The organism is Streptomyces nogalater (genome assembly GCF_039532885.1).
GTDB lineage: Bacteria > Actinomycetota > Actinomycetes > Streptomycetales > Streptomycetaceae > Streptomyces > Streptomyces nogalater.
Genome location: NZ_BAAASM010000002.1, coordinates 159,684 through 185,171, shown reverse-complemented (window position 1 = coordinate 185,171; position 25,488 = coordinate 159,684). Strand labels below are relative to the sequence as shown.

Below are 25,488 nucleotides of genomic sequence, written 5' to 3'. Positions count from 1 at the left end.
AGGGGGGTACCCACTCCGGCCCGCTCCGCGCGTCCTTCCAGGGTTCGGTCGGGGCATGACGGCGGGGGTGTCCTGCGGTTATCGTCACAGCGGCGCGACTGGCCCCGCCGTGCGCGGGGCCCGGAGAGCAAGGGGAAGACAAGGTGGCGGACGCTGCAGTGAACGAGACCCGCCGGGTGCTCATCGCCGCGGACAAGTTCAAGGGCTCGCTGACGGCCGTGCAGGTCGCCGAGCGGGTGACGGCCGGGCTGCGCCGGGTCGTGCCGGACCTGGCGGTGGAGGCGCTGCCCGTGGCCGACGGCGGCGACGGCACCGTGGACGCGGCGGTCGCGGCCGGCTTCGAACGGCGCGAGGTCCGGGTGACCGGGCCGCTCGGCGAGGAGGTGACGGCCGCGTTCGCGCTGCGCGACGGCACCGCGGTCGTGGAGATGGCCGAGGCCAGCGGTCTCCAGCGGCTGCCGGCCGGGGTCTTCGCGCCCCTGACGGCCTCCACGTACGGATCCGGGGAACTGCTGCGGGCCGCGCTGGACGCGGGCGCGCGGACCATCGTGTTCGGCGTCGGCGGCAGCGCCACGACGGACGGCGGGGCGGGCATGCTGTCCGCGCTGGGCGCGCGGTTCCTCACCGAGGCGGGCGAGCCGGTGTCCCCGGGCGGCGGCGGCCTGGCCGGCCTGGCCCGCGCCGACCTGTCCGGCCTTGACCCGCGGCTGTCCTCCGTCGAGCTGGTGCTGGCCAGCGACGTCGACAACCCGCTGACCGGACCGAAGGGCGCGCCCGCCGTCTACGGCCCGCAGAAGGGCGCCTCGCCGCAGGACGTGGAGACGCTGGACGCGGCGCTGGCCCACTTCGCGAAGGTGCTGGAGGCCGAGGCGGGCCCGCGGGCCGCCGAGTACGCGGCGTCCCCGGGCGCGGGCGCGGCGGGCGGCATCGGCTACGGCGCGCTGCTGCTGGGCGCCCGGTTCCGCGCCGGCATCGAGGTCATGCTGGACGTCCTGGGCTTCGCGCCCGCCCTGGAACGGGCGTCCCTGGTCATCACCGGCGAGGGTTCGCTGGACGAGCAGACGCTGCACGGGAAGGCGCCGGCGGGGGTGGCCGCGGCGGCCCGGGCCGCGGGCAAGCCGGTGGTGGCCGTCTGTGGACGGCTCGCCCTGCCGGCGGAGGCGCTGGAGCGGGCCGGTATCGAGCGGGCCTACCCGCTGACCTCGGTCGAGCCGGACGTCGACAAGTGCATCGCGGATGCCGGGCCCATCCTGGAGCGGGTCGCCGTCCGCCTGGCCGAGGCCCACTTGCGCTGACCCCCTGGGGGCTCCGCAGCCGCGCGGCCGGGGTCTGGGGGCGGAGCCCCCAGTGGCCGGGCACAGGCGAGGGGCCCCCTACCCAACCCGGGTAAGGGGCCCCTCGTCAAAGCGCCGATACGGCAACCGCGCCGCTACGGCAGCTGCGCCGCCCGTGCCTCACGGCGGTTGTCGCGGAAGTTGTTCACCCGCCGCGCCGTGGCGAACAGCGGAATCACCGCGCCCATCACCAGCTGGAGCGCGCAGCCCGTCTGCAGCAGCAGCTGACCGCTCGGCGCGTCGAAGGCCCACGCGGCCAGCAGCCCCATCGACAGCACGATCCAGCCGAGCATCGCCCCGGCCAGCCGGCCCCGCGGCTTCGGGTACTCCACCCGGCTCACCATCAGCCACGCCGTCCCCAGGATCGCCAGCAGCGTCGCCACGAACGGCAGCTCCAGCAGCACGATCGAGACGACGGTGAGCGCGCCGAACGGCGAGGGCATGCCCTGGAACGTGCCGTCCTTCAGCGTCACACAGCTGAACCGGGCCAGTCTGAGCACCACGGCCAGCAGCACCACGATCGCGCCCACCGCCGCCACCCGCTGGTGCGCGTCGTCGGCGACCATGCCGTAGACGAGCACGAAGTACGCGGGCGCGAGGCCGAAGCTGATCAGGTCCGACAGGTTGTCCAGCTCCGCGCCCATCGGCGACGAGCGCAGCTTGCGCGCCACGAGGCCGTCGAACAGGTCGAAGACCGCCGCGCAGAGCATCAGGATGACCGCCGTGGCCGCGCTGTGGCGGGCCATGCCGGACTCCTGGCTGCCGGTGAGGTGCGGGATCAGGATGCCGGTGGTGGTGAAGTACACCGCCATGAAGCCGCACGTGGCGTTGCCCAGCGTGAGCGTGTCCGCTATCGACAGACGCAGAGAGAGGGGCATCTCCTCCTCTTCGTCCACCTCGTCGGCCTCGGGCACCCAGCCCGCCTGGGTCTCCGGATCAATCACGGTCAATGCGAGTCACCCCAGCCACGGTCTTCTGTCCGACCTCGACCGCGACCTCCACGCCCTCGGGCAGGTAGAGATCGACACGCGAGCCGAAGCGGATCAGACCGATACGGTCGCCCTGCTCGACCTTCGTGCCCTCGGGGATGTAGGGCACGATGCGACGGGCCACCGCGCCGGCGATCTGGATCATCTCGATGTCGCCGAGTTCGGTGTCGAAATGCCAGACTACGCGCTCGTTGTTCTCGCTCTCCTTGTTGAAAGCCGGAACAAAGCCGCCGGGGATGTGCTCGACGGACGTCACGGTGCCCGCGAGGGGCGCGCGGTTGACGTGGACGTTGAGCGGGCTCATGAAGATCGCGACGCGGGTGCGGCCGTCCTTCCACGGCATGATGCTCTGCACCACGCCGTCGGCGGGCGAGATGACCCGGCCCTCGGCGATCTCGCGCTCGGGGTCGCGGAAGAACCACAGCATGCCCGCCGCGAGCGCGGTGGCGGGTACGGCGACGGCCCTGGCCGCGCCGGAGCGGCGGGCCCGGACCAGGCTGACGGCTGCGGTGGCGACGGTAGGGAGGAGCCACGGCGATGCTCCGCGCGCGAGGCGTGCGCCTACCAGGCTGTCGCGGTGTGCAGAGGAGTGGGGCATGGATGACCTTCGTAGCGGATGATGCCGCGCTCTGACGGGGGACGGCGGCTTTCCCGGATCGTACCGGGCGCGGCCCACAACTGGGCAAGCCAGGAAGCCGAGTCGGCGGCTGAAGAACGTCTACGGGGTGTGATCTTCTTCTCGAAGAAAACACCCCGTAACCGGACAATCAGCCCTGGAACCGATACTCTTCGAGCAGTCTGCGGCCGATGATCATTTTCTGGATCTCGGCGGTACCTTCACCGATGAGCAGCATCGGGGCCTCCCGGTACAGGCGCTCGATCTCGTACTCCTTGGAGAAGCCGTAGCCGCCGTGGATCCGGAAGGCGTCCTCCACGACCTCCTTGCAGTACTCGGAGGCCAGGTACTTCGCCATGCCGGCCTCCAGGTCGTTTCGCTCCCCGGAGTCCTTTTTGCGGGCCGCGTTGACCATCATCGCATGCGCGGCCTCGACCTTGGTGGCCATCTCGGCCAGCTTGAACTGGATGGCCTGGTGCTGGGCGATGGGCTTGCCGAAAGTGTGACGTTGCTGGGCGTACCGGACGCCCAGTTCGAAGGCGCGCTGGGCGACGCCGCAGCCGCGCGCCGCCACATTGACCCGGCCGACCTCCACGCCGTCCATCATTTGGTAAAAACCTCGGCCGGTGACCCCGCCGAGCACCCGGTCGGCCGGAACGCGCAGGCCGTCCATGATCAGCTCGGTGGTGTCGACGCCCTTGTAACCCATCTTGTCGATCTTGCCGGGGATGGTCAGGCCCGGGCGGACCTCGCCGAAGCCCGGCTCCTTCTCGACCAGGAAGGTGGTCATCGACTTGTGCGGGGCGGTGCCCTCGGGGTGTCCTTCGTCACTGCGGACCAGCACGGCCACGAGCGAGGAGGTGCCGCCGTTCGTCAGCCACATCTTCTGGCCGTTCAGGACGTACTCGTCGCCGTCCCTCACCGCCTTGGACGTGATGGCCGACACATCCGAGCCCAGGCCCGGCTCCGACATCGAGAAGGCGCCCCGGATGTCGCCGGCCGCCATCCTCGGCAGGAAGTGCTCCTTCTGCTCCCGCGTCCCGTGCTGCTTGAGCATGTACGCGACGATGAAGTGGGTGTTGATGATGCCGGACACCGACATCCAGCCCCGGGCGATCTCCTCCACGCAGAGCGCGTAGGTGAGCAGAGACTCGCCCAGGCCTCCGTACTCCTCGGGGATCATCAGACCGAACAGGCCGAGTTCCCTCAGGCCGTCGACGATCGCCTGCGGGTACTCGTCGCGGTGCTCCAGCTCGGTCGCGACCGGAATGATCTCCTTGTCGACGAAGTCCCGGACGGTGGAGAGGATCTCCTGCTGGACGTCGGTCAGACCGGCGGTCTGGGCGAGACGGGCCATCGCTTACTTCCCCTGTTCCCTCGGCTCGGGGCGGCCCGGCTGCTCGCCGCCGCGCTCCTTGATGTACGTCCCGGTGGGCACCATGACCTTGCGGCGGAAGACGCACACCAGGGTGCCGTCCTGCTTGTAGCCCTTGGTCTCGACGTGCACGATCCCGCGGTCGTCCTTCGACTTCGAGGGCCACTTGTCCAGCACGGTCGTCTCGCCGTAGATCGTGTCGCCGTGGAAGGTCGGCGCCACGTGCCTGAGCGACTCGATCTCCAGGTTGGCGATGGCCTTGCCGGAGACGTCCGGCACGGACATGCCGAGCAGCAGGGAGTACACGTAGTTCCCGACCACCACGTTCCTGCCGAAGTCGGTCGTCCGCTCGGCGTAGTTGGCGTCCATGTGGAGCGGGTGGTGGTTCATGGTCAGCAGACAGAACAGGTGGTCGTCGTACTCCGTGACCGTCTTGCCCGGCCAGTGCTTGTAGACCGCGCCGACCTCGAACTCCTCGTAGGTGCGTCCGAACTGCATCGTGCTCAGGCCTCCGGGATCTCGAACGTGCTGGTGCGCCGCATCCCGGCGGCGCGTCCCTTGCCCGCGATGACCAGGGCCATCTTGCGGCTGGCCTCGTCGATCATCTCGTCCCCGAGCATCGCGGAGCCCTTCTTGCCGCCCGCCTCGGAGGTGTAGTACTCGTAGGCGTCCAGGATCAGCTCGGCGTGGTCGTAGTCCTCCTGCGAGGGCGAGAACACCTCGTTGGCCGCGTCGACCTGGCCCGGGTGCAGCACCCACTTGCCGTCGAAGCCGAGGGCGGCGGCGCGGCCGGCCACCTCGCGGAAGCCGTCGACGTTGCGGATCTGGAGGTAGGGGCCGTCGATCGCCTGGAGGTCGTTGGCGCGGGCGGCCATCAGGATCTTCATCAGGATGTAGTGGTAGGCGTCCGCCGGGTAGCCGGGCGGCTGCTCGCCCACCACCAGCGACTTCATGTTGATCGACGCCATGAAGTCGGCGGGGCCGAAGATGATCGTCTCGATCCGCGGCGAGGCCTGCGCGATCTCGTTGACGTTGTTCAGACCGGCCGCGTTCTCGATCTGCGCCTCGATGCCGATCCGGCCGACCTCGAAGCCCATCGTCTTCTCGATCTGCGTCAGCAGCAGGTCCAGCGCCACGACCTGCTGGGCGTTCTGCACCTTGGGCAGCATGATGCAGTCCAGGTTGGGGCCGGCGCCCTCGACCACCGTGACGACGTCCCGGTAGGTCCACTCGGTCGTCCAGTCGTTGACCCGGACCACCCGGGTCTTGCCCGTCCAGTCGCCCTCGTTGAGGAACTTGACGATGGTGTGCCGCGCCTCTGGCTTGGCGAGCGGCGCGCACGCGTCCTCCAGGTCCAGGAAGACCTGGTCCGCCGGGAGGCCCTGCGCCTTCTCCAGGAAGCGCGGGTTGCTGCCCGGTACGGCCAGGCAGGAGCGCCGGGGACGAAGGCGGTTGACCGTTGTCATGCGGGGACCTCCAGGGGGTCGAGCTTGTTCGCTTTCCGGATCTCGTCCACGATGCGGCCGATGATCCCGGTGATGTCGAAGTCCTTCGGGGTGAACACCGCGGCCACTCCGGCGGCCCTGAGCTGTTCGGCGTCACCGCTGGGGATGATGCCACCCGCGATCACGGGTATATCTGTGGCACCGGCCACACGCAGCCGCCGGAGCACGTCCGGGACCAGCCGGGCGTGCGAGCCGGACAGGATCGACAGGCCGACCGCGTGGACGTCCTCGGCGAGGGCCGCGTCCACGATCTGCTCCGGGGTGAGCCGGATCCCCTGGTAGACCACCTCGAAGCCGGCGTCCCGGGCGCGCACGGCGATCTGCTCGGCGCCGTTGGAGTGCCCGTCCAGGCCGGGCTTGCCGACCAGGAAGCGCAGTGTGCCGACGCCCAGCTCGCGGGCGGTGGTCTGGACCCGGGCGCGCACGTCGGCGAGCGCCGAACCGGCCTCGGCGGGGACGGCCACCGGCGCGGAGGAGACCCCGGTGGGGGCCCGGTACTCGCCGAACACCTCGCGCAGCGCGGCGGCCCACTCGCCGGTCGTCACCCCGGAACGGGCGCACTCCAGGGTGGCCTCCATCAGGTTCTCGGTGCCCTTGGCGGCCTCCTTCAGCCGCTCCAGCGCCTTGCACGGGCGCGGGTGGTTGAACGGCGGCTGGTAGCGGGTGTCCCGCCAGTTCCGCAGCGCCTCGACGACGCGGGCCTCGACCGCCGGGTCCACCGTCTGGATCGCGGTGTCCAGGTCGGCCGTGAGCGGGTTCGGCTCGGTGCCCTCGAAGATGTTGACGCCGACGATCTTCTCCTCGCCGGACTCGATCCGGGCCCGGCGCTCGGCGTGCGCGGCGACCAGCCGCGACTTCAGATAGCCGGACTCCACGGCGGCCAGCGCGCCGCCCATCTCCTCGATGCGGCCGATCTCCGCGAGGGCGTCCTCGACCAGCCGGTCCACCTTCGCCTCGACCACCTTCGAGCCCTCGAAGATGTCGTCGTACTCCAGCAGATCGCTCTCGTAGGCGAGCACCTGCTGGATGCGCAGGCTCCACTGCTGGTCCCAGGGGCGGGGCAGGCCCAGGGCCTCGTTCCAGGCGGGCAGCTGCACGGCACGCGCGCGGGCGTCCTTCGACAGGGTCACCGCCAGCATCTCCAGCACGATCCGCTGGACGTTGTTCTCCGGCTGCGCCTCGGTCAGGCCGAGCGAGTTCACCTGGACGCCGTAGCGGAAGCGGCGCCGCTTGGGATCCTCGATGCCGTACCGCTCGCGGGTGATCTTGTCCCAGATGCGGCCGAACGCCCGCATCTTGCACATCTCCTCGATGAAGCGGACGCCCGCGTTCACGAAGAAGGAGATCCGCGCGACCACGTCGCCCATGCGGTCCGGCGGCACCTGGCCGGAGTCGCGCACGGCGTCCAGGACGGCGATCGCGGTGGACATCGCGTACGCGATCTCCTGCACCGGCGTGGCTCCCGCCTCCTGGAGGTGGTAGCTGCAGATGTTGATCGGGTTCCACTTCGGGAGGTGGGAGACCGTGTACGCGATCATGTCCGTCGTCAGCCGGAGGGAGGGCCCCGGGGGGAACACATGGGTCCCCCGGGACAGGTACTCCTTGACGATGTCGTTCTGGGTCGTGCCCTGGAGCTTGGTGATGTCGGCGCCCTGCTCCTCGGCGACGACCTGGTAGAGCGCCAGCAGCCACATGGCGGTGGCGTTGATCGTCATCGAGGTGTTCATCTGCTCCAGCGGGATGTCCTGGAACAGCCGGCGCATGTCGCCCAGGTGCGCGACGGGCACACCGACCCGGCCGACCTCGCCGCGGGCGAGGATGTGGTCGGGGTCGTAGCCGGTCTGGGTCGGCAGGTCGAACGCCACCGACAGACCGGTCTGGCCCTTGGCGAGATTGCGCCGGTACAGCTCGTTGGACGCCTCCGCCGTGGAGTGGCCGGCGTAGGTCCGCATGAGCCACGGACGGTCCTTCTGACGCTCTGTCATCTGCGGCTCTCAGACGTTGCGGAAACGGTTGATGGCGTCGATGTGCTGCGCGCGCATTTCCTGGTCGCGCACGCCGAGGCCCTCCTCGGGCGCCAGGCACAGCACGCCGACCTTGCCCTGGTGCAGGTTGCGGTGGACGTCGTAGGCGGCCTGGCCGGTCTCCTCAAGGGAGTACGTCTTCGACAGCGTCGGGTGGATCTTGCCCTTGGCGATCAGGCGGTTGGCCTCGTACGCCTCGCGGTAGTTGGCGAAGTGCGAGCCGATGATCCGCTTCAGCGACATCCACAGGTAGCGGTTGTCGTACTCGTGCATGTAGCCCGAGGTCGAGGCGCAGGTGGTGATGGTGCCGCCCTTGCGGGTGACGTAGACGGAGGCGCCGAAGGTCTCGCGGCCGGGGTGCTCGAAGACGATGTCGATGTCCTCGCCGCCGGTGAGTTCGCGGATGCGCTTGCCGAACCGCTTCCACTCCTTGGGGTCCTGGGTGTGCTCGTCCTTCCAGAACTTGTAACCCTCGGCGGTGCGGTCGATGATCGCCTCGGCGCCCATCGAGCGGCAGATCTCCGCCTTCTGCGGCGAGGAGACGACACAGATCGGGTTGGCGCCGCCCGCGAGCGCGAACTGCGTGGCGTAGGAGCCGAGTCCGCCGCTCGCGCCCCAGATCAGGACGTTGTCGCCCTGCTTCATCGCGGCACCGTTGCGGGAGACCAGCTGGCGGTAGGCGGTGGAGTTCACCAGGCCCGGGGCCGCGGCCTCCTCCCAGGTGAGGTGCCTCGGCTTCGGCATCAGCTGGTTCGTCTTGACCAGCGCGATCTCCGCGAGGCCGCCGAAGTTGGTCTCGAAGCCCCAGATGCGCTGTTCGGGGTCGAGCATGGTGTCGTCGTGGCCGTCGGGCGACTCCAGCTCGACGCTCAGGCAGTGCGCGACGACCTCGTCACCGGGCTGCCAGGCGTTGACGCCGGGGCCGGTGCGCAGCACCACGCCGGCGAGGTCGGAGCCGATGATGTGGTACGGCAGGTCGTGGCGCTTGGTCAGCGGTGACAGCCTGCCGTAGCGCTCCAGGAAGGCGAACGTCGACACCGGCTCGAAGATCGAGGTCCACACCGAGTTGTAGTTGACCGAGGAGGCCATGACGGCCACCAGGGCCTCGCCGGGGCCCAGTTCGGGCACCGGCACCTCGTCCAGGTGGATCGACTTGCGCGGGTCCTTGTCGCGGGTCTGAAGACCCGCGAACATCTCCGTCTCGTCCTTGTGGACGGTGATCGCGCGGTACGACTCGGGGAGCGGCAGGGCGGCGATGTCGGCGGGCGTGGCGTCCTGCGACTGGATCGCGTCCAGGATGTCCTTCACGGTCACGGTGTTGCCTCCGGCGGTGAGCGCCCTGAGGGAGGGGCGCCTGAGGGTTCGTCGGTGCTGGGGTGCGTGCTGCTGAGGGTGGGAAAGGGGTGCCGTCGGTTCGGCGGGGTGGTGCTTCGGCAGCGCTTTGTGGCGCGGGAGGGTGCCTGTGACGCAGGCGTCCGGGCGCGCGGGCCGAAGGCCCTACGGGGACAGCCGGCGGGCGAGCGATCGCTGCTCGCCGGCCGCCCGGACGCCCTCAACGTATGACACGGCGTGTCAGGTGGCAAGGCACTGAGTGCCAGAAATTGCTCTCAGATGAAATCTTTACGAACAGATGAGCGATGATCGATCAACGCTCGGCAAACGAAACGGGCAGTGGGCGGCACTCGGTGCCACCCACTGCCCGTCTGTCGCGGTCCGGCCGGTTACGGCCGTACCGTCACGACCGTTCCTTCAGCGCCTGTTCGATGGTGCGCATCACCTCGTCGAGCGGGGCGTCGGTGCGGGCCACCGTCACCAGGACCTCGCCCTGGGCGCCCGCGGTGGCCGCCGGGGTGCGCGGCGCGCTCTCCCGGCCGGCCCCGATGCCGGTGCCGAAGGTCCTGCGCACGATCGCGAAGGCGTGGTCGAGCTGCGCCTCCACGTCTCCCTGGCCGCCCGCCCGCAGCCAGCGTCTGAGGACGTGGTTGTGGGCGGTGACCACGGCCGAGGCGGCGACCTCGGCCAGCAGCGGGTCGTCGTTGGCGTCGTCGGCGTGCGCGTGCTCGTCGAAGTGGCCGAGCAGATAGCGGGTGAACAGGCGCTCGTATCGGGCCACGGAGGCGATCTCGGCCTCGCGCAGGGTGGGCACCTCGCGCGTCAGCTTGTAACGGGCCACCGAGATCTCCGGCGCGGCGGCGTACATCCTCATGACCTCTTTGATGCCGCGGCACACGGTGTCGAGCGGGTGCTCGTGCGCGGGGGCGGCGTTGAGGACCGCCTCGGCGCGGACCAGCGTGTCGTCGTGGTCCGGGAAGATCGCCTCTTCCTTGGAGCGGAAGTGGCGGAAGAAGGTGCGCCGGGCGACCCCTGCTGCGGCGGCGATCTCGTCGACGGTGGTGGCCTCGTACCCCTTGGTCGCGAACAGCTCCATGGCTGCTGCCGCCAGTTCCCGGCGCATTTTGAGCCGCTGGGCGGCGGCGCGACTGCCTGCGGCACTTTCCGGCGCGTCGGGCGTAGCTGGTGTACGTGAGGACTTGGCGGGCTGGGACATGACCCGAACGTACTGCATGGGCGCAGGTTGATGCGCAGGTCCGGGGCGTCCCCCGCCCGCCGGGGGCGGGGGAGCGGCGGCCGGGTCGAGCAGCCCGCCCCAGTCCGGCTCCGTCCGGAACCAGTCGCCGGCGCCGTCAGCGGCGGGCATACTCGCGGAAGCCGCGGCCGGTCTTGCGGCCGAGGCAGCCCGCGGCCACCAGATGCTCCAGCAGCGGCGCCGGGGCGAGGCCGGGGTCGCGGAACTCGCGGTGCAGCACCTTCTCGATGGCCAGCGAGACGTCCAGGCCGACCACGTCCAGCAGTTCGAACGGGCCCATCGGGTAGCCGCCGCCCAGCTTCATCGCCGCGTCGATGTCGTCCAGGGACGCGTAGTGCTCCTCCACCATCTTGATCGCGTTGTTGAGGTACGGGAAGAGCAGCGCGTTGACGATGAACCCGGCCCGGTCGCCGCAGTCCACCGCGTGCTTCTTGATCCGGCCGCAGACCTCGCGCACGGTCGCGTGGACGTCGTCGGCCGTCAGCACCGTGCGGACCACCTCGACCAGCTTCATGGCCGGCGCCGGGTTGAAGAAGTGCATGCCGATCACGTCCTGCGGGCGCGAGGTGGCGCGGGCGCAGGCGACCACGGGCAGCGAGGAGGTGGTGGTGGCCAGGACCGCGCCCGGCTTGCACACCTTGTCCAGCGCCGCGAACAGCTGCCGCTTGACGTCCAGGTCCTCCGCGACCGCCTCCACCGCGAGGTCCACCTCGGCGAAGGCGTCGTAGGAGCCCGCCGGGACGATCCGCTCCAGAATCTGGGCGGCGGCCTCGGCGGCCAGCCGGCCCTTGTCGACGGAGCGCGCCAGGGACGTGCCGATGCGGGCCTTGGCCGCCCGCGCCTTCTCCTCGCCGCGGGCGGCGAGCACCACGTCGTAGCCGGCCTTGGCGAAGACCTCGGCGATGCCGGACGCCATGGTGCCCGAGCCGGCGACGCCGACGCGGCGCACCGGACGGCCCGCGCCCCGGGTGTCCCCGGCGGCCGGGGTCAGCGCGTCCGGGACGACCGTGGCGCTGCCCGGCGCCGCGTAGGTGTAGAAGCCGCGCCCGGCCTTGCGGCCGGTCAGGCCCGCCTCGCCGAGCTGCTTCAGGATCGGGGCGGGCGCGTGCAGCCGGTCCCGGGACTCGGCGTACATGGCCTCCAGGACCGTCCGCGCGGTGTCGATGCCGATCAGGTCCAGCAGGGCGAGCGGGCCCATCGGCAGACCACAGCCGAGCCGCATGGCGGCGTCGATGTCCTCCCGGGAGGCGTACTTCGCCTCGTACATCGCCGCGGCCTGGTTGAGATAGCCGAACAGCAGCCCGTCCGCGACGAAACCGGGGCGGTCGCCGACCGCGACCGGCTCCTTGCCCAGCTCGATCGCCAGCCCGGTGACGGCGGCGACGGCCTGCGGCGCGGTGAGCACCGAGGAGACCACCTCCACCAGCTTCATGGCCGGCGCCGGGTTGAAGAAGTGCATGCCGAGCACGCGCTCGGGGCGGGCCGAGCCGGCCGCCAGCCGGGTCACCGACAGCGCGTTGGTGCCGGTCGCCAGGATCGTGTCGGGGCGGACGATGCCGTCCAGCTCGCACAGGATCCGCTGCTTGATCTCGTACGACTCCGGGGCCACCTCGATGACCAGGTCCGCGTCGGCCGCCGCGGTGAGGTCGGTGGCGGTGCGCACCCGGGCCAGCATCCCGGCGCGCTCCTCGGCGGTGAGCCGGCCGCGCTCCACGGCACGGGCGGTGGCGGTCTCCAGGGCGGCGAACGCCCGGGCCGTCCGGTCCTCGCCGACATCGATGCCGATCACCTCGCGGCCGGCCTTCGCCAGGATCTCGGCGATGCCGGTGCCCATGGTGCCGAGGCCGACGACGGCGACCTTCTTCAGCGGGGACGACGGGGACAGGGGGGTGTCGGACAGGGGAGCGGCCATCGCGGGACTCCAGGAATGAGGGTGACGACGGGGGCGCGCCGGGCGCGCCGGAGGGCGCACCACGGTGCGGAAGGGGCGCGCCGGGTGCGCGGGAGCACACCACGGCGCGAAGGGATGCGGGTGTTTCCGGGCCACGAGCGCACACGCCCGGTGAACGCCGCCGGGCCACGGGCGCGTACACGCCCGCGCACGGCGGGGGATCCGACCGGCTCTGTCCCGGAGCCGGGTCGTACCGCGGTACCTACGGCGTACCGAACCGACAGACGCTCGCTCGCGACGGCCGCGTCACCAGACCGTCGCCAGCGGAGTGCGAGGGGTACTCGCTCGTCTGAGCTTAACCGGCGGGTAACGAGCGCGCCAGTCCCTCGAAGCAATCCTTCCGTGTGAGGTACCTCCCCCGTCCGCCGCCGCCCGCCTACGCTGGACCCGTGGACGAAGAGGTGCGCTCGCTCACGGAACGCTTACGGCAGGAATCGGGCGGCTCGGCCGCGTTCGATCGCCTGCTCGCCACCGAGGACCACGACGAACTCGCCGAGGTGCTCACCGCGCCGGGACAGCCCCTGTGGGCCAGGGAACTGGCCGCGTTCCGGCTCGGCCGGGCGGGCGACCGGCGCGCCTTCGAGGCCCTGGTGCTGCTGCTGAACCACCGCGATCCGCCGCGCTGCGCCTCCGCCGCGCACGCCCTGGCCCGCCTCGGCGACCCCCGCACCGCCCGGGCCGCCGCCGCCCTCGCCACCAACGAACTGCGCGTCGCCTACGCCCTGCACCCGGTACGGCTCCTGGTCGCCCTGCGCGCCCCGGAGTCCGTGCCCGCGCTGATCACCACCCTGGAGCGGCGGCTCAGCCCGCACGACCCCTACCGGCGGGTCGCCCTCGCCTGTGTGGAGGGCCTCGGCGCGCTCGGCGACGGCCGTGCCCGGCGGGTGCTGAACGAGGCGCTGGCGCACCCCGCGCTCGCCGAGGCGGCGGTGCGGGCGCTGGCCCGGATCCCGCAGCAGCAGCCCACCTGACGCCCGGTCAGCCGGCCGGGGCGCGCACGTACCGCACCTCGGGCACGGGCACGCCGTCCGCCTCGAAGGGCTCCTGCGCCCCGTCGGCCCGGAACCCGGCGCGCTCGTAGAAGCGGCGCGCGGGCGCGTTGCCCTTGAACACCCACAGCAGCAGGCGCGCGTCCGCGGGGCACCGGCCGGCCGCCGCGGCCAGCAGCGCCCGTCCGATCCCGCCGCCCAGGTGCGCCGGATCGACGTAGATCGCGTACAGCTCCGCGTCCACGGTGTACGTCTCCCCGTCCCGGTACGGCCCGACCGCCGCCCATCCGAGCACCCGGCCGTCCCGCTCGGCGACCAGGTTCACCACCGGACCGCTGCCGCGCGCGAACCGCTCCCGGCGCCGCTCGGCGTCCGCCGCGACGTCGAGCCGGTCCAGATACGGCTGCGGCAGGAGCCCCCGGTAGGCGTGCTGCCAGCCGCGCACACGGATCGCCGAGACGCGGTCGCAGTCGGCGAGGGTCATCGGGCGGATGCGCGGGAGCTGCTCGTCCATGACGGGAGCCTAGGCGCGGACGCCGGGCGGGGGCCGGGAATTACCCAAGGGCCGCCCCGCGCCGCCGGCCGGCCCTCCCGCGCTACCGGCGGAAACCCAGCAGGCGGTGCAGGGTCTCACCGCGCGAGGCCGCCGCCGACTTCGCCGACAGTGGCTCCGGCTCCGGCGACCGGGCACAGACCGCGTCGGCCGGACCGGCGCCGCGCGGCACCGTGCCGTCGGCCAGATACGCGGCCAGATACCGGTCCAGGCACGCGTTGCCGCTCAGCGTGATGCCGTGGTTGCCGCCGCCCTGCTCGACCACCAGGCTGGAGCGGGCCAGCAGCCGGTGCACCGCCACCCCGCCGGCGTAGGGGGTGGCCGCGTCGCCGGTCGCCTGGAAGAGCAGCGCCGGCGGCAGCGCGTCCCCCGCGATGTCCACCGGCCGCAGCGGGGCCGTCGGCCAGAACGCGCACGGTGCGTTGTACCAGGTGTTGTGCCATGCCATCACGGGCGCCTTCGCGTGCACCGCCCAGGTGTCCGCCCGCCACCGGTCCCAGTCGCGCGGCCAGGGGGCGTCACGGCACTGCACCGCCGTGTAGACGCTGTAGCCGTTGTCGCCCTCGGCGTCCACGGCGGCGAGCCGCTCGTACGCCGCCAGCAGCGGCCCGGTGTCCCCCCGGTGGACATAGGCCGCGAACGCCTCGGCGAGGCGGGGCCAGTAGCCGTCGTAGTAGCCGCCGGGCGTGAAGGTGTCCTCCAGCTCGGCGGCGCCCACCCGGCCCCCGGCGGGCCCGCGCGCCAGCGCCGCCCGCATCGCGTACCAGCGGTCCTCGATCCGCGCGGGGTCCGTGCCGAGCCGGTAGACCGCGTCGTGCCGGGCGATCCAGGCCATCAGCGCGCGGTGGCGGTCGTCGAAGGCGTAGTCCTGGGCGAGGTTGTGCCGGTACCAGACACCGGACGGGTCGACGATCGAGTCCAGCACCAGCCGGTGCACCCGCCCGGGGTACAGCTTCGCGTACACCGCGCCCAGATAGGTGCCGTAGGAGTAGCCGAAGTAGCTGATCCGGGGCGCGCCGAGGGCCCGGCGGACCACGTCCAGGTCCCGGGCCGCGCTGACGGTGTCCAGGTACGGCAGGACGTCCGCGTACGCGTGCCCGCAGGCCTCGGCGAAGGAGCGCGCGCGGTCCAGGTTGGCCCGCTCCAGCGCGGGACCGGCCGGGACGGAATCCGGGCGGGGGGCCGCGAAATGGCCGGGCGCGCAGGTCAGGGCGGGCGTGCTGCGGCCGACCCCGCGCGGGTCGAAGCCGATGACGTCGTAGCGGGCCGCCACGCTGCGCGGCAGCGCCGAGGCGACGTACCCGGCCAGCTCCAGCCCGCTTCCGCCGGGGCCGCCGGGGTTGACCAGCAGCGGGCCCTCGGAGGTCCGCGCGGTGTGCGGGACGCGGGACAGGGCCAGCGTGATCTGCCGGCCCGCCGGGTCGGCGTGGTCCAGCGGCACCCGCACCGAGGCGCACTGGAGGGTGGGGTGGTCGTGGGTGGCGCACGCCGTCCAGACGGGCGCGGGGGCGGCGGCCGCCCGGACCGGGGCGGCGGTGAGCGAGCCCGCCACCACCACGGCGGCGACCGCGCCCAGCGCGGCTGCGCGTGTTCTCATACGGGTCCTCCCGGGACGCGGGGACGCGGCGAACCGTGCGGCACGGTTCCGCCCGGATCGTCCCGGCGCCGGCGCCCCGGAGAACCCGTCGTCGCGATACTTGACCCGATCGGGCCGCGGGATGGCCCCAACGCGCCCCGGCGGGCTCACATCAGGCTGAGCTGAACCGGTTCCCCCGGGCCGGGGGCCGGCGCGGGCGCGGCCGGGCGGATCCGGCGGGCCTGTCCGGAGCGGGCGGGCCCGATGCCGTACTCCTCGGCCAGCTCGTGCACCTGACGGGTGATCCGGCGCTGGTACCACCTCGGCGCGTAGGCGCCCTCCGCGTACAGCCGCCGGTAGCGGGGCACCAGGTGCGGGTGGTGGTGGCCGAGCCAGGTCATGAACCACTCCCGGGCGCCCGGGCGCAGATGCAGCACCAGCGGGGTGACGGAGACCGCGCCGGCCGCCGCGATCGCCCGCACGGTCTCCCGCAGCCGCTCCGGGTCGTCGCTCAGGAACGGGATCACCGGCGCCATCAGCACCCCGCAGCCGATGCCGTGCTCCCCGAAGGCGCGGACGACCTCCAGCCGGCGTTCGGGTGCGGGCGTGCCCGGTTCCACCGTGCGCCACAGCGCGGCGTCCAGGAAGCCGACGGAGACCGACACGCCCACGTCCGTCACCTCGGCCGCGCGGACCAGCAGCGGGAGGTCGCGCAGGATCAGGGTGCCCTTGGTGAGGATCGAGAACGGGTTGGCGTGGTCGGTGAGCGCGGAGATGATGCCCGGCATCAGCCGGTAGCGGCCCTCGGCGCGCTGGTAGCAGTCGACGTTCGTGCCCATCGCCACGTGCTCGCCCTGCCAGCGGCGCGAGCCGAGCTGGCGGCGCAGCACCTCCGGGGCGTTGACCTTGACCACGATCTGGGTGTCGAAGCCGATGCCCGTGTCCAGGTCCAGGTAGCCGTGGGTGGCGCGGGCGAAGCAGTACACGCACGCGTGCGAGCAGCCCCGGTAGGGGTTGACCGTCCACTCGAACGGCATGCGCGAGGCGCCCGGCACCCGGTTGAGCACCGAGCGCGCCCGCACCTCGTGGAAGGTGATCCCGCGGAACTCGGGGGTGTCGAACGTCCGGGTGGTCACGGCGTCCGCGCCGAACAGCGCGGCGTCGGCGGCCCGGCCGTGGTCGCCGTCGTCGGCGAGGTTGTCCCAGCGCATGACGCCTCCTCGGTAGCACTGGGCCCAGAATAGAACATGTGTTCCCATGATCGCGCGGACCCCGATTTGGGCCGCCGGGCGCCGGAGTGGTTGGCTTGCCCCGTCCCGAAAGTCAGGTCCTGGAGGAACGCAATGGCGCAGGTCGAGGCCACTACCGAGCGGGTCGTCGCGGCGGACGCGGAGAAGGTGTTCGACGCCCTCGCCGACTACCGCGGCACCCGGCAGAAGCTGCTGCCCGAGCACTTCAGCGAGTACGAGGTGCGCGAGGGCGGCGACGGCGAGGGCACCCTCGTCCACTGGAAGCTTCAGGCCACCAGCAAGCGGGTGCGCGACTGCCTGCTCGAGGTGACCGAGCCCACCGACGGCGAGCTGGTCGAGAAGGACCGCAACTCCTCCATGGTCACCACCTGGCGCGTCACCCCGGCCGGCGAGGGCGCCTCCCGCGTGGTCGTCACCACCACCTGGCAGGGCGCCGGCGGCATCGGCGGCTTCTTCGAGCGGACCTTCGCGCCCAAGGGCCTCGGCCGGATCTACGACGCCCTGCTCGCCAACCTCGCCGCCGAGGTCGAGAAGTAGCCCAACTGCGCACCGGTGCAAGGGCTTTGACCTCTGGTTGACCCTTTCACCGGTTCGAGTGGATCTCCGCCCCGGGCCGGGCGGAGCCGTAACGCCAGGCAACCGTTCGCCGTTGTCGCCTCACGCGGGAAACGCGTGAGGCGCAACGAGGGGAGCGGTCCGTGGGCGGGACGACACTGGCGCAGCAGGAGCCGGCCGTGGCACCGGCGGCCGGTGCGGCGTCCGCCCGGTTGCCCCCCGCGCCCGCCGTGCCGCTCACGCCCCGCCGGGTACGGCTGGTGTTCGCCGGGCTGATGCTGGCGCTGCTGCTGGCCGCCCTGGACCAGATGATCGTCGCCACCGCCCTGCCCAAGGTCGTCGGCGAACTGCACGGCCTGGACAAGATGTCCTGGGCCATCACCGCCTACCTGCTCACCTCCACCATCGGCCTGCCCCTGTACGGCAAGCTGGGCGACCTCGTCGGCCGCAAGGGCGTCTTCCAGTTCGCCATCGCCGTCTTCGTCGTCGGCTCCGCGCTCGCCGGCCGGGCCGGCAGCATGGACCAGCTGGTCCTCTACCGCGCCCTCCAGGGCGTCGGCGCGGGCGGTCTCATGATCGGCGTGCAGGCCATCATCGCCGACATCGTGCCGCCCCGGGAACGCGGCCGGTACATGGGACTGATCGGCGCCGCCTTCGGCCTCGCCTCCGTCGCCGGCCCGCTGCTCGGCGGCTACTTCACCGACCACCTCACCTGGCGCTGGTGCTTCTACATCAACGTCCCCTTCGGCCTGGTCACCTTCGCCGTCGTCACCGCCGTCCTGAAACTGCCCAGGCCGCCCGTGCGGGCCCGGCTCGACGTGCCCGGCGCGATCCTGCTCGCCGCCGCCTCCACCTGCCTGGTGCTGCTCACCAGCTGGGGCGGCACCGAGTACGCCTGGGACTCCCGGCCCATCCTCTTCCTCGGCGCCGGCGCCCTCGTCACCACCGTCCTCTTCCTGCTCGCCGAGCGCTTCGCCGCCGAACCCCTCATCCCGCTCAGGCTGTTCCGCGACTCGGTGTTCACCATCAGCGGCCTGGTCGGCCTGGTCATCGGCGTCGCCCTGTTCGGCGCCGCCGGCTATCTGCCGACCTACCTGCAGATGGTCGACGGGGCCAGCGCCGCCGAGTCCGGGCTGCTCATGCTGCCCATGATGGCCGGGGTCGTCGGCGCCTCCATCATCGGCGGCCACCTCATCAGCCACACCGGCCGCTACCGGATCTACCCCGTGCTCGGCAGCGCCGTCTCCGTGGTGGGCATGTGGCTGCTGTCCCGGCTCCAGACCGACACGCCCCGGCTGCACTACAGCATCTGGATGGCCGTCCTCGGCACCGGCATCGGCCTGGTGATGCCCGTCCTGATCCTCGCCGTGCAGAACTCCGTGCGCCCCGCCGACCTCGGCAGCGCCACCAGCGCCAACAACTACTTCCGGCAGATCGGCGGCAGCGTCGGCGCCGCCGTCTTCGGCACCCTCTTCGCCGAGCGGCTCACCTCCTCGCTCCGCGCCGAACCGCCCCCGGGCGCCGGCACCCGCCTGCCCGCCGCCGACTCGATCACCCCGCAACTCGTCCACGCGCTGCCCCCGGCCCTGCGCGACGCCTACATCCGCGCCTACGCCGACGCGATGCCCCGGATCTTCCTCTACCTCGTCCCGGTGCTCGCCCTCGGCCTGCTCATCGCCTGCTTCCTCAAGGAGAAACCGCTGGTGTCCCACCACGCCCCCGCCACCGACCAGGAGACCGCGCCGGTGAACGTCCCGCTCCCGCACGCCCGTTCGCCGTTCACGGCCGGCATCCCCGTGTGCGGCACGGTGCAGCACCCCGACGGCACCGTGGTGCCCCGCGCGGCGCTCACCCTCATCGACATCGCCGGGCAGCAGGTCGGCCGGGGCGCCAGCGGCGAGGACGGGCGGTACGCGCTCGGCACGCCCGGCCCCGGCTCCTACGTGCTGATCGCCGCCGCCGGCGGACACCAGCCACAGGCCGTCTCCGTCACCGTCGGCGAACGCCCCGTCGAACTCGACGTCGTCCTCGGCGGCGCCGGACGCCTGGCCGGCAGCGTGCTCACCGCCGACGGCAGTCACGTCCGGGACGCCACCGTCACCCTCACCAACGTGCACGGCGAGGTCGTCGCCACCACCCGCAGCGGACGCGAGGGCGGCTACGTCATCACCGAGTTGGTGGCCGGCGAGTACACCCTGGCCGCCAGCGCCCCCGCCTTCCGGCCCGCCGCGCTCCCGGTCACCGTGCAGGCCTCCCGGGAGACCCGGCAGGACGTCGAGCTCGCGGGCGGCGCCGTGCTGCGGGGCACCGTCCGGGCCGGCGGCGGCCGCCCCGTGGAGGAGGCCCGGGTGACCCTGCTCGACGCCGCCGGCAACGTGGTCGACACCCTCACCACCGGCGCCGACGGCACGTTCCGGTTCGTGGACCTCTCCTCCGGCGAGTACACCGTCATCGCCGCGGGCTACCCGCCGGTCGCCACCGTGCTCCAGGTCGCGGGGGGCGGACGCACCGAGCGCGACCTCCAGTTGGGGCACGAGGACTGACCGGGGGGCGCACGCAGCGCGCCGGGCCGTGCGCCGGTGCATCCGGTGCACCCAATTCCAGGATTGCCACACATCGCGACCGGCGGCCGCCTTACCGTAGTGGCGGACGGCACAGATCGTTTTGCGGACAGCCGTGGGGAGAAAGGGCCTGGGCCATGGACCGTGGCAGCGAGCGGGACGCGCCCGCCGGGCGCGGGGCCGACGACACCGCGGCGGGCCGCGTCCCGCTGGCCGTGGTCGTCGTCGACCGCGACGGCCTCGTGTCCCACTGGAGCAGCGGTGCGCGGCGCCTGTTCGGCGTCGGCCGGGAGGAGGCCGTCGGCCGGCCCGCGGCCGACCTGCTGCCCGTCTCCGGCGCCCTCCACGACGAAAGGGACGACCGGCGCGGCGGGACCCCGTACGACGAGTCCGGCCCCGCCCTGGAGGCCGCGCTCGACGGGCAGAGCGGCTTCCCCCTGGCCGGCTGCGCCCGGCTCGACCGCGAGGGGACCGCCGCCGAGGACCGGATCGACGTGCTGTGGTGGGCCTACCCGCTGGTCGGCCCGGACCCCTCCCGGCTGCTGGTGCTCGTCGCCGACGCCACCCGGCTGCGCGCCGAACGCGGCCACGCCGACGCGACCGCCGAAGACGTCACGCCCGGCTTCGCCCGCCACACCGAACTGCCCGCCGCCGAGGACCTCGAACGGCGCCTGCCCGACATCCTGCCCAACATGGGCCCGCAACTCAGCGCCCGCATCGTCTCCCAGGTCCTCGAACTCGGCTACCCGATTCTGGAGTTCAGCCGGTACGAACGGGTGCCCGTGACCCCGTACTGGGGCGTGCCCCGCCGCCCCGGCCGTATCGCCGATGCCGTCCCCGGACCCGCGGCCGTGGCCGCCGGCTCACGGCCCGTGGCCGCCGCGGTCCCGGCCGGCGCCGAACAGGACCTGGAGTACGCCGCCGTCCGCGAGCGGCTGGAGTTCCTGAACGAGGTCAGCTCCCGCATCGGCTCCTCCCTGGACCTCGGCGAGACCATCCGCGAGGTCACCAGCGCCGCCGTACCCCGGTTCGCGGACTTCGCCGGCACCCACCTGCGCGCCGCGGTGCTGGCCGGCGAGGGCTTCCCGGACGGCCCGCCGGACGCCAGCACCGTGATGTTCCGCGTCTGGGTCGAGCACGACGACGAACCCGGCCGCTGGGACGACACCGTGCCCGTCGGCGAGGCTTTCGCCTTCCCCGAGCACACCCCGTTCTACAAGTGCATGGTCACCGGCGAGCCCGTCCTCGTCCCCCGGGTCACCGACGAGCTGTCCGAGCGGATCTCCGGCGAGTTCGAGAAGCGCGACCTCCGGCCGCTCATCGGCGGCCGGTCGCTGCTGATCGTCCCGCTCAAGGCGCGCAACGTCGTCCTCGGCTTCATGGTGCTGATGCGCCGCCCCGACCGGCCGCAGTTCGACGACATGGACCGCACCACCGGCGCCGAACTCGCCGCCCGCGCCGGCCTCGTGCTCGACAACGCGCGCATGTACACGTACCAGGAGAACGTCGCCGACACCCTCCAGGACAGCATGCTGCCGCGGATCACCCCGCGGATGGCCGGTTGTGACATCGCCACCCGCTATCTGCCCGGCACCCGGCTCGGCCGGATCGGCGGCGACTGGTTCGACACCATCAAACTGCCCGGCTCCCGCACCGCCCTGGTCGTCGGCGACGTCATGGGCCACGGACTGAACTCGGCCGCGATGATGGGCCAGCTGCGCACCGCCGTCCAGACCATGGCCGCCATGGAGACCCCGCCCGCCCAACTCCTGCGCAACCTCGACGACCTGGCCCGCCGGCTCGGCGACACCTACCTCGCCACCTGCCTGTACGCGGTCTACGACCCGATCCGCGGCGAGCTGACCCTGGCCAACGCCGGCCACATCCCGCCCGTGCTGGTGCGCGCCGAGGACGGCGGCAGCCGGCTCCTCGACCTGCCCACCGGAGCCCCGATCGGCGTCGGCGGCGTCCCGTTCGAAGCCGTCCGGATCCGGGTGGCGCCCGGCGACCGGCTGGTGCTGTGCACGGACGGCCTGGTCGAGGTGCGCGGCTCCGACATCGGCGAAGGCCTGGCCGCGCTCTGCGAGTCCGCCGCCCACCCCGCGGCCTCGATGGACGACGCCTGCGACACCATCATCCGGGCGCTGAACACCCACGGCGGCCGCAAGGACGACGTCGCCCTGCTCATGGCACGCCTCAACGGCATCCCCGACGACCATGTCGCCGAGTGGCGGCTGGACTCCGCGCCCGGCGAGGTGCCCCGGGCCCGCCGGCTGGTGCGCGAACGGCTGCTGGAGTGGGGCCTGCCGCAGGCGGTGGAGACCGCCGAACTGCTGGTCAGCGAGGTCGTCACCAACGCCGTGCTGCACGCGGCGAGCGACCGGATCGGGCTGCGGATCGTGCGCACCGACGCGTTGCTGTTCGAGGTCACCGACGACGAACCCGCCCTGCCCGCCCTGCTGAGCACCGCCCCCGACGACGAGTTCGGCCGCGGCCTGCGGGTGGTCAGCCGGCTGGCCCGGGAGTGGGGCGCGAGCGCCACCGGGCACCGCAAGACCGTCTGGTTCGAACAGGCCCTCACCACCGGTCGCTGAGCCGCCGGGACGCGTCAGCCCCGGAACATGACCGCGCGACCCTTGCCCCGCGCCGGTCCGCCGCGATATCCCGATCACGGAACCGACCCGTGGGGAGACCGCATGAACATCTCGGACACCTATCGTGACGCGTGGGAGAGTTACTGGCGGGAGACCTCCGGCGCCCGGGGGGAGGCGATATGGGACTCCGACCCCTCGCTGAGCGCCGCACCGCACAGCGAACTGCTCCTGGCACACGCCGACCCGGGCCGTACGATCGTCGACCTCGGCTGCGGCAACGGCACCCAGACCCGCTATCTGGCCACCCGGTTCGCCCGTGCCGTCGGCGTCGACCTCTCGCACGCGGCCGTCGCGCACGCCCGCCGCGCCGCGGGCGCCGCCCCCGTCGAGTTCCAGCAGCTCGACCTCACCGACACCGACGCCGTCCGCGCCCTGCACCGGCGGCTCGGCGACAGCCACGTCTATATGCGGGCCGTCATCCACCAGAGCGAACCGGCCGCGCGCCCCGCGGTCGCCGCCGCCGTCGCCGAGATCATCGGCAGCGAGGGCCGTGCCTTCGTGGTCGAGCTGACCTCCGGCTCCCGGGAGGTCCTCGGCCGCGCCGTCGCCGAACCGGCGGGCCCACCGCCCAAGCTCCGCCGCGTCTTCCACCACGGCCTCAAGCCCGCCGCCGCCCCCGACGAAGAGATCCCGCGCCTGCTCGCCGGGGCCGGCCTCACCGTCCTGGCCGACGGCGAGACCGTCCTGCCCCAGACCGAGTACCTCGCCGACGGCACCCGCATCGACCTGCCGGCCCACTGGTTCGTCCTCGCCCGGGGCTGACCGGAGTCAGGCACCGCTTCCCCCCCGCCGGGGTCGTGGCCAGGGGGCGGCCCGGCGCGTAACGTGACACGGCATGAAGATCCTCATCAGTGCCGACATGGAGGGGGCCACGGGCGTCACCTGGCCCGCCGACGTGCTGCCGGGGACGCCGCAGTGGGAGCGGTGCCGGTCGATGTTCACCTCCGACGTGAACGCCGCCGCGGAGGGCTTCTTCGACGGCGGCGCCGACCGGGTGCTGGTCAACGAGGCCCACTGGACCATGCGCAACCTGCTGCTGGAACGGCTCGACGAGCGGGTGGAGATGCTCACCGGCCGGCACAAGACGCTGTCGATGGTGGAGGGCGTCCAGCACGGCGACGTCGACGGCATCGCCTTCGTCGGCTACCACGCCGGCGCCGGCATGGAGGGCGTCCTCGCCCACACCTACCTCGCCAACCAGATCACCGGGGTGTGGCTGAACGGCGTCCGCGCCAGCGAGGGTCTGCTCAACGCCCACGTCGTCGCCGAGTACGGCGTCCCGGTCGTCCTCGTCACCGGCGACGACGTGGCCTGCGAGGACGCCCTCGGCTACGCGCCCGAGGCACCGAAGGTGGCCGTCAAGGACCATGTGTCCCGGTACGCGGCCGTGTGCCGGACCCCGGCCCGGACCGCCGCCGACATCCGCGCCGCCGCCAAGGAGGCCGCCCGGCTGGCGGTCCGTCACCAGCCCGCCGAGGCCGGGCCGTTCACGGTCGCCGTCGAGTTCGACGCCGAGCACCTCGCCCAGGCCGCCACCGTCGTCCCCGGCGTGGCGCGGACCGGCGAGCGGAAGGTGGCGTACACCAGCGCCACCATGTACGAGGGCATCAGGACGTTCAAGGCGGTCACCACGATCGCCTCCGCCGCCGTGGAGGAGCAGTATGGCTGACCCGCAGGCCCTGGACGAGGTCGTGGAGTTCACCTCCGGCCTGATCCGCATCGACACCACCAACCGGGGCGGCGGCGACTGCCGGGAGCGGCCGGCCGCCGAGTACGCCGCCGAACGGCTCGCCGGGGCCGGCCTGGAGCCCCTGCTGCTGGAGCGCACCCCGGGCCGCACCAATGTGGTCGCCCGGATCGAGGGCACCGACCCGTCCGCCGACGCGCTGCTGGTCCACGGCCACCTGGACGTCGTACCCGCCGAGGCCGCCGACTGGAGCGTGCCGCCGTTCTCCGGGGAGGTCCGGGACGGGATGGTGTGGGGGCGGGGCGCCGTCGACATGAAGAACATGGACGCGATGGTCCTCGCGGTCCTCCGCTCCTGGGCCCGGCAGGGCGTACGGCCCCGCCGTGACCTGGTCATCGCCTTCACCGCCGACGAGGAGGCCAGCGCCGAGGACGGCTCCGGCTTCCTCGCCGACCGGCACCCCGAACTCTTCGAGGGCTGCACGGAAGGCGTCGGCGAGTCGGGGGGCTTCACCTTCCACGACGGCTCCGGCCGGGAGATCTACCCGATCGCGGCGGGGGAGCGGGGCACCGCCTGGCTGAAGCTCACCGCGCACGGCCGGGCCGGGCACGGCTCCAAGGTCAACCGGGAGAACGCGGTGACCCGGCTGGCCGCCGCCGTCACCCGCATCGGCGAACACGAATGGCCGCCGCGCCTCACCCCCACCGTCCGGGCCGCCCTGGACGGGCTCGCCGCGCTGTACGGCATCGAGGCCGGACGCACCGACGTGGACCGGTTGCTGGAGAAGCTCGGCCCCGCCGCCGGGCTGGTCGAGGCGACGGTGCGCAACAGCGCCAACCCGACCATGCTGGAGGCCGGTTACAAGCTCAACGTCATCCCCGGTGAGGCGGTCGCCTATGTCGACGGGCGCTATCTGCCCGGCACCGAGGAGGAGTTCGCCGCCACCCTGGACCGGCTCACCGGCCCCGACGTCCACTGGGAGTTCGCCCATCGTGAAGTGGCCCTCCAGGCACCGGTGGACACCCCGCTGTTCGCCCGGATGCGAGCCGCCGTCGAGGAGTTCGCGCCCGCCGGGCACGTGGTGCCGTACTGCATGGCCGGCGGTACGGACGCCAAGCAGTTCTCCCGGCTCGGCATCACCGGCTACGGATTCGCCCCGCTGAAGCTGCCCGTCGGCCTCGACTACCAGGCGCTGTTCCACGGCGTGGACGAGCGGGTGCCCGTCGAGGCGCTGCACTTCGGCGTCCGCGTCCTGGACCGCTTCCTGAGGGCGGCCTAGACG

The 25,488-nt window shown here is 72.6% G+C and carries 20 protein-coding genes; 8 read left to right on the top strand and 12 right to left on the bottom strand.

Features of this window, described 5'->3' with window-relative positions:
- Window positions 1–143: 143 nt before the first annotated feature.
- Window positions 144–1,295: a glycerate kinase gene (locus ABD350_RS02785; RefSeq protein ID WP_344346033.1), complete on the top strand. Its 1,152-nt coding sequence runs from the start codon at window positions 144–146 to the stop codon at window positions 1,293–1,295.
- 134 nt (window positions 1,296–1,429) lie between these two features.
- Here the strand turns inward: ABD350_RS02785 and pssA are convergent, their stop codons facing one another.
- From pssA to ABD350_RS02740, 9 genes are all read right to left on the bottom strand, one after another.
- Window positions 1,430–2,248, bottom strand: coding sequence for a CDP-diacylglycerol--serine O-phosphatidyltransferase (pssA, locus tag ABD350_RS02780; RefSeq protein ID WP_344346405.1), 819 nt, complete (start codon window positions 2,246–2,248; stop codon window positions 1,430–1,432).
- 22 nt (window positions 2,249–2,270) lie between these two features.
- The gene (locus ABD350_RS02775; RefSeq protein ID WP_030605913.1) at window positions 2,271–2,921 is read right to left on the bottom strand and encodes a phosphatidylserine decarboxylase; all 651 of its coding nucleotides are present in this window, start codon (window positions 2,919–2,921) and stop codon (window positions 2,271–2,273) included.
- A 169-nt stretch (window positions 2,922–3,090) separates the two neighbouring features.
- On the bottom strand, window positions 3,091–4,296 hold the full coding sequence (locus tag ABD350_RS02770; RefSeq protein ID WP_344346032.1) for an acyl-CoA dehydrogenase family protein: 1,206 nt from the start codon (window positions 4,294–4,296) through the stop codon (window positions 3,091–3,093).
- 3 nt (window positions 4,297–4,299) lie between these two features.
- Window positions 4,300–4,812, bottom strand: a complete 513-nt coding sequence (locus tag ABD350_RS02765; protein ID WP_344346031.1) for a MaoC family dehydratase — start codon at window positions 4,810–4,812, stop codon at window positions 4,300–4,302.
- 5 nt (window positions 4,813–4,817) lie between these two features.
- The gene (locus ABD350_RS02760) at window positions 4,818–5,780 is read right to left on the bottom strand and encodes an HpcH/HpaI aldolase/citrate lyase family protein (protein ID WP_030787593.1); all 963 of its coding nucleotides are present in this window, start codon (window positions 5,778–5,780) and stop codon (window positions 4,818–4,820) included.
- The gene (locus ABD350_RS02755) at window positions 5,777–7,804 is read right to left on the bottom strand and encodes a protein meaA (protein ID WP_344346030.1); all 2,028 of its coding nucleotides are present in this window, start codon (window positions 7,802–7,804) and stop codon (window positions 5,777–5,779) included. The genes ABD350_RS02760 and ABD350_RS02755 overlap by 4 nt, the downstream gene beginning before the upstream one ends.
- Before the next feature lie 9 nt (window positions 7,805–7,813).
- Window positions 7,814–9,151: a crotonyl-CoA carboxylase/reductase gene (gene ccrA / locus ABD350_RS02750; RefSeq protein ID WP_344346404.1), complete on the bottom strand. Its 1,338-nt coding sequence runs from the start codon at window positions 9,149–9,151 to the stop codon at window positions 7,814–7,816.
- A gap of 427 nt (window positions 9,152–9,578) precedes the next feature.
- Complete coding sequence (locus tag ABD350_RS02745) at window positions 9,579–10,391, bottom strand: TetR family transcriptional regulator (RefSeq protein ID WP_344346029.1); 813 nt, start codon at window positions 10,389–10,391, stop codon at window positions 9,579–9,581.
- Between the two features lie 136 nt (window positions 10,392–10,527).
- Window positions 10,528–12,342, bottom strand: a complete 1,815-nt coding sequence (locus tag ABD350_RS02740) for a 3-hydroxyacyl-CoA dehydrogenase family protein (protein ID WP_344346027.1) — start codon at window positions 12,340–12,342, stop codon at window positions 10,528–10,530.
- A 428-nt stretch (window positions 12,343–12,770) separates the two neighbouring features.
- Between ABD350_RS02740 and ABD350_RS02735 the strand changes: the two genes are divergently transcribed.
- Window positions 12,771–13,352 carry an adenylosuccinate lyase gene (locus tag ABD350_RS02735; RefSeq protein ID WP_344346026.1) on the top strand — a complete coding sequence of 194 codons (582 nt, stop codon included), beginning with the start codon at window positions 12,771–12,773 and terminating at the stop codon, window positions 13,350–13,352.
- A 7-nt stretch (window positions 13,353–13,359) separates the two neighbouring features.
- Here ABD350_RS02735 and ABD350_RS02730 read toward each other — a convergent pair whose 3' ends face one another.
- The 3 genes from ABD350_RS02730 to ABD350_RS02720 all read right to left on the bottom strand — a co-directional run bounded on the left by ABD350_RS02730 (window position 13,360) and on the right by ABD350_RS02720 (window position 16,710).
- Window positions 13,360–13,884 carry a GNAT family N-acetyltransferase gene (locus tag ABD350_RS02730; RefSeq protein WP_344346025.1) on the bottom strand — a complete coding sequence of 175 codons (525 nt, stop codon included), beginning with the start codon at window positions 13,882–13,884 and terminating at the stop codon, window positions 13,360–13,362.
- Between the two features lie 82 nt (window positions 13,885–13,966).
- Entirely contained in the window at window positions 13,967–15,520 is a 1,554-nt protein-coding gene (locus ABD350_RS02725) for an alpha/beta hydrolase (RefSeq protein ID WP_344346024.1), read from the bottom strand.
- A gap of 146 nt (window positions 15,521–15,666) precedes the next feature.
- Window positions 15,667–16,710 (bottom strand): Rv2578c family radical SAM protein, encoded by a 1,044-nt coding sequence (locus ABD350_RS02720; protein WP_344346023.1) that lies wholly within the window; start codon window positions 16,708–16,710, stop codon window positions 15,667–15,669.
- 132 nt (window positions 16,711–16,842) lie between these two features.
- Here ABD350_RS02720 and ABD350_RS02715 point away from each other — a divergent pair, with 132 nt between their 5' ends.
- The 6 genes from ABD350_RS02715 (at window position 16,843) to ABD350_RS02690 (ending at window position 25,485) form a co-directional block, all read left to right on the top strand.
- The gene (locus tag ABD350_RS02715) at window positions 16,843–17,286 is read left to right on the top strand and encodes an SRPBCC family protein (RefSeq protein ID WP_344346022.1); all 444 of its coding nucleotides are present in this window, start codon (window positions 16,843–16,845) and stop codon (window positions 17,284–17,286) included.
- Between the two features lie 161 nt (window positions 17,287–17,447).
- Window positions 17,448–19,847, top strand: coding sequence for an MFS transporter (locus tag ABD350_RS02710; RefSeq protein ID WP_382466739.1), 2,400 nt, complete (start codon window positions 17,448–17,450; stop codon window positions 19,845–19,847).
- A 155-nt stretch (window positions 19,848–20,002) separates the two neighbouring features.
- Window positions 20,003–22,459, top strand: coding sequence for an ATP-binding SpoIIE family protein phosphatase (locus tag ABD350_RS02705; RefSeq protein ID WP_344346021.1), 2,457 nt, complete (start codon window positions 20,003–20,005; stop codon window positions 22,457–22,459).
- A gap of 102 nt (window positions 22,460–22,561) precedes the next feature.
- Window positions 22,562–23,281 (top strand): class I SAM-dependent methyltransferase, encoded by a 720-nt coding sequence (locus ABD350_RS02700; protein ID WP_344346020.1) that lies wholly within the window; start codon window positions 22,562–22,564, stop codon window positions 23,279–23,281.
- A gap of 73 nt (window positions 23,282–23,354) precedes the next feature.
- Complete coding sequence (locus ABD350_RS02695) at window positions 23,355–24,188, top strand: M55 family metallopeptidase (protein ID WP_344346019.1); 834 nt, start codon at window positions 23,355–23,357, stop codon at window positions 24,186–24,188.
- Entirely contained in the window at window positions 24,181–25,485 is a 1,305-nt protein-coding gene (locus ABD350_RS02690) for a M20/M25/M40 family metallo-hydrolase (RefSeq protein WP_344346018.1), read from the top strand. Before ABD350_RS02695 ends, ABD350_RS02690 begins: the two co-directional genes overlap by 8 nt.
- The last annotated feature ends 3 nt before the right edge of the window (window positions 25,486–25,488 follow it).